The organism is Streptomyces acidicola, assembly GCF_009377235.1.
GTDB classification, from domain to species: domain Bacteria; phylum Actinomycetota; class Actinomycetes; order Streptomycetales; family Streptomycetaceae; genus Streptomyces; species Streptomyces acidicola.
In genome coordinates this window covers 1-3218 of sequence record NZ_VMNX01000450.1, presented here as the reverse complement: position 1 = coordinate 3218, position 3218 = coordinate 1, and the positions used below count along the sequence as shown (strand labels likewise).

General features: G+C 69.6%; 6 protein-coding genes and 1 pseudogene. All 7 read right to left on the bottom strand.

Annotated elements, in window-relative coordinates:
- Positions 1 to 1173 (bottom strand): phage tail tape measure protein (locus tag FPZ41_RS45805; RefSeq protein WP_194236457.1); only part of this gene is annotated, 1173 nt, incomplete at its 3' end.
- Positions 1173 to 1595: a hypothetical protein gene (locus FPZ41_RS45800; protein WP_228023457.1), complete on the bottom strand. Its 423-nt coding sequence runs from the start codon at positions 1593 to 1595 to the stop codon at positions 1173 to 1175. The genes FPZ41_RS45800 and FPZ41_RS45805, both read right to left, overlap by 1 nt.
- A 3-nt stretch (positions 1596 to 1598) precedes the next feature.
- Complete coding sequence (locus FPZ41_RS45795; RefSeq protein WP_152870747.1) at positions 1599 to 1778, bottom strand: hypothetical protein; 180 nt, start codon at positions 1776 to 1778, stop codon at positions 1599 to 1601.
- Positions 1768 to 2085: a hypothetical protein gene (locus tag FPZ41_RS45790; protein WP_152870745.1), complete on the bottom strand. Its 318-nt coding sequence runs from the start codon at positions 2083 to 2085 to the stop codon at positions 1768 to 1770. The genes FPZ41_RS45795 and FPZ41_RS45790 overlap by 11 nt, the downstream gene beginning before the upstream one ends.
- 22 nt (positions 2086 to 2107) lie before the next feature.
- Positions 2108 to 2515, bottom strand: a complete 408-nt coding sequence (locus FPZ41_RS45785; protein ID WP_152870743.1) for a hypothetical protein — start codon at positions 2513 to 2515, stop codon at positions 2108 to 2110.
- On the bottom strand, positions 2515 to 2922 hold the full coding sequence (locus tag FPZ41_RS45780; protein WP_152870742.1) for a hypothetical protein: 408 nt from the start codon (positions 2920 to 2922) through the stop codon (positions 2515 to 2517). The genes FPZ41_RS45785 and FPZ41_RS45780 overlap by 1 nt, the downstream gene beginning before the upstream one ends.
- A gap of 4 nt (positions 2923 to 2926) precedes the next feature.
- Positions 2927 to 3218 (bottom strand): annotated as a pseudogene (locus FPZ41_RS45775) (hypothetical protein); the annotation flags it as partial.

Below are 3218 nucleotides of genomic sequence, written 5' to 3'. Positions count from 1 at the left end.
GCCCTGGAACGCGAGCGCGATCATGCCGATGCTCGACAGCATCGTGAGCGCGGGCTGGCCGAAGGCCATCACCCCGGCCGCCAGCTCGCCGAGGGGGCCGTTGGTGGTGACCAGCGAGTTTGTCCAGTCCTGGAACCCGCGCTGCAGCGCGGTGATCTTGTTCTGCGCGGTGTCGGACAGGGTCTCGTTGACCGTGGCCGCGGCGCCGTCGACGTTGCCCAGCGCGGCCACCGCGGTCGAGGGGTCCAGGGCGTAGAGCGCGGCGCCGAGGTCCTCGGCTTGGGTGCCGAACAGCGCCACCGCGGCTTGCGACTGCAGCACCGGGTCCTTGATGTCGCGCAGCCGGTCCAGGACCACGTCCAGCCCAGCCGAGGCTGTCTGCCCGCCCTGCGCGATCTGGGCGGCCATCTGGTCGGCGTTGAGCCCCAGCATCTTGAACCCGTCGGCGGTGGTCTTGGTGCCGTCGACGGCGCGGATGGAGAACTCCTTCAGCGCGTCCGCGACCACGTCCGCGTCCCGGGCGCCGGCCTGCAGCCCCTGCGACATCAGCCCGGTGGCCGTGGTGGCGTCGAGCCCGAGCTTGCGGAACTGCGTCGAGTACTCGTTGAGCGTGTCGAGGAAGTCGCCGCCCTTGTCGACGCCCTGCTGGAACCCGCGGGTGATCACGTCCAGCGCGGCCTCGGCGCTCGGCGCGAGGCCGGTGCGCATCAGCTGCGCGACGGCGTTCATCGACGACTGCACGTCGACCCCGAACGCCTCCGACAGCGACATGGCGTTGGCGGTGATGGCCTGGATCTGGTCGTTCGAGGCGTCTTCCATCAGCGCCCCGGACTGCAGCACCGTCTTCACGGCGTCGTTGACCGTGGCGAGGCTGTCGCCGTAGGCGTCGGCGTAGAGGTTCCCGGCGATCTCGCCGGCGGCCGCGGCCAACTCGCTGCCCGCGCCCAGCTGCGCTTCGAGCTTCGCGTTCGCCGCGCCCATGTCGAGGTTCTGCTGGAACGCGTCCACCAGCCCTGTCGCTGCGATGCCACCGGCGAGCGCGAGCCCGGCACTCTTCGCGCTGAACTCCTTGACCATGCGGTCGCCGGAATCGCCGACGTCCTTCATGGTCTTGTCCAGCTGCGAGGCGTCGCCGGCGAAGACGAGCTTGACGGTGGGACCGAGCCCGGCCATCACTCCACCCCGATTCCGGCGTCCTCGATCACGCGGCGCAGCGCGGTGTCGAGGGTGTCAGCGACCTTGGTCTTCTGGTCGGCGTAGGACTTCCACAGGTAGCGGCCGGTCTTCATGAACGGCCGGCGCACGCTCTTGCTCGGCCCGACGCGGCCGCCGAAGTCCAGCCAGGGGTAGTAGGGGAACTTCGATCCGCCGCCCTGCACCCGCGCCGCGGTGCGGGTCGAGGCGGCCTTGATCGAGGAGGCGGCGTGGCCGCCCTTGCCCGGCCCGACCGGGACCTTCGGGCGGGCGTCGTTGACGACGAGCTGCGCGGCCTCGTTCGCCGCCAGCCGTAGCCCCTTGGGCAGCTCGGAGTTGGCGCGCCGCAGCGAGCGGGACAGCTCCCGCCAGCCCTCGACCCGGATCAGCTCGTCCGCCACGGTTCACCTCCCCCGTTTCGCCGTTTTCATCGCCAGTTCGTTCCGCTGCGCCTTCCGGCCGAAGTAGACGGTCCACGCCACGTACTCGTCCTGAGACAGGGACTCGCGCAGCTCGGCGACCGTACGGCCTAGGCGATCGGCCAGGTAGAACTCGAACTCCAGATCGGAGTCCTCACTCTGCATCTCCAGCCAGATCGCTTTTGGCGGCCTCCTTCTTCATGCCGGACAGCTCCAGGATCGCGTCCTGCACCGCGTTGAGCTCCCCGGCCGGTGCGGCGTCCTGCCACTGCTTGACCTCGTCCTCGGTGAGCGCGGGGTTGACCATCGCCAGCGCGAGCAGGGTGCGTTCCATCTTGCCCGCGGACATCTCCTTGCCCTTGAGCGACAGCGCCTCGGCCCGGGAGAGGCTGCGGACCCGCACGGTGCCCACGCCCGGGACTTCCACGTCCCGCTCGGCCAGCCGCGGTTTGAGCAGTGCAGACTTGTCCATTGTGGAGAGTTCCTTTTCTCGGTCAGGGGGTGGTGGGCTGGGTGGTGAGGGCGAAGGTGTCCGAGAGCTGCAGCTCAGCCTTGAACGTGATCATGTCCGCGACTGGGGTCGTCTCCTCGTAGGAGGTGACCACGGCGTCGCCGGACTGCTGGGGCTTGCCCGAGCCGGTGCCCTCCGGCCGGTAGACGAAGTCCACGGTCTGGCCCAGCGCGCCCTCCAGCGCGGTCTTCGGGCCGGTGGTGCCGCTCTCGTAGAACCCCTCGATAGACACGGTGCCGTCCAGCAGCCCGCCCTGGTAGGTGTGGGCGGTCTTGCCGAACGTCGTGGTGTCGTGCGAGTCCGCGGAGCGCTTGGGCGCCACCGAGTTGCAGTACTCGCTGATGTCCGTCGTGTTGATCATCACGACGGCGTTCTTGCCGTGCACGGCCATTACGAACCTCCCGGTCCAATCACATCGGTCTGAAAGATCGCGCCCAGGTACTCGACGCCGGCCACGGTCACGGCGTCCACCCGAACCTCGGTCACACGCACCGAGTCGCACGTGGTGAAGGTGTGGCGCTCCAGGGCGGCCTTGACGCTCCCGGCCGCGGCCCCGTCGAGGTAGACGGCCAGCCGGTCCCGCGCCGAGCGGGCTTCGACCTTGCCCACCACCACGTAGAGCGGAAGGGTGAACCGGTCCTTGCCGCGCTGCAGCGTGGCGTCGTAGGTCAGCGGGTCCGGCCAGCCGACGATCACCGCGGGCGGCGTGATGCGGTTGGCGCTGAACGGAAAGACGTTCAGCCCGGCGATCGTGGCGAGCGCCGCGCCCATCTCGTCCATCACGGTCGCGATGTTCACGCGATCACCCGACCCGCTTCGGGTCACGGCGGTAGGCGGCCACCATCACCTGAACGTCGGGGTCGAGCTTGGCGAGTAACCGCAGTTCGGATCCCACGTCGGGCGAGCCCGCCACGCCGAACGGCGAGTCACGCCGAGCGAACAGACGCGACGCCTGCAGCAACGTCGCCTGCTTGATCGTGGCCGGGACCGCGGCCCACCCGAACCGAGCAGTGACACGCACGCCGTCGACGGCGATGCTGCCGATCGTGCTCGGCAATTGCAGTTCCGTCCACGGCCGGCCCTCGGCCGCCGCG